This is a genomic window from Corynebacterium sp. ACRPJ, assembly GCF_022347345.1.
In the GTDB taxonomy this organism is placed as follows: Bacteria; Actinomycetota; Actinomycetes; order Mycobacteriales; family Mycobacteriaceae; genus Corynebacterium; species Corynebacterium tuberculostearicum_D.
Window position 1 is genome coordinate 1 of the sequence record NZ_JAKRNC010000037.1, and the last position, 801, is coordinate 801.

1 protein-coding gene is annotated in these 801 nt (G+C 56.4%); it reads left to right on the forward strand.

Annotation, left to right across the window (positions count from 1 at the left end):
* The coding region (locus tag MHY08_RS11590; RefSeq protein WP_239236779.1) for an IS1249 family transposase at window positions 1–744 on the forward strand (744 nt) is incomplete at its 5' end.
* Between the last annotated feature and the right edge of the window lie 57 nt (window positions 745–801).

Genomic DNA, 801 nt, shown 5'->3' on the forward strand with positions numbered 1-801 from the left:
CTCTGCGTCGTCCTCGACGGCGGACAAGGCGCACTCACCGCGATTAAAGCCTGCTGGCCAAACGCAATGATTCAGCGTTGCCTCGTTCATGCGCAACGCGTCATCCGCCGCTACACCACCTCGCGGCCGCGTACCGACGCCGGCAAAGCCATCTACACACTGGCGTTGAAACTAACCCGTGTCACCACGCTCGACCAGGCACGGGAGTGGACGCTGCGCCTGCACGACTTCGGTCAGGTATTCAAAACATTCCTCAACGAGAAAACACCCGTGCCAAAAGAGCGCCGAACACTCAATAACCAGTGGGAATGGACTCACCTGCGGGTACGCAAAGCCTACAACTCACTGCTGCACCTATCGCGCAACAATTGGCTGTTTACCTACCTGCAGCCACCACCGCATGCGCTTGATCCTCAACGCTGGGCTTCAACGACAAACAGTCTTGAAGGCGGCATCAACGCCCAGCTCAAACGCATCGCCGATGCGCACCGAGGCAGGTCTGGGGAACGCCAACGAAAAATGCTCGAGTGGTACCTCCACACCAAAAAGCAACTGCCTGACGATCCGCTAAAAATCGCCAGGCAGTGCAATTTTGGCCAAGATCAACTCGCCAAAGTCAACGATCTTGCCGAAGAAGACCACAACAAAGCCGACCAGGAAACAGGACGACCAGCCTTCTACGACAACGCTATCCCAACCGAGTACGAACACTCGATAGGAATCAGAAAAGGCCCCATGAAGTAACTAACCGTGTACCCGCCCGCGACACGCCGAGCGGACACACATTCTGCTACTTAACCC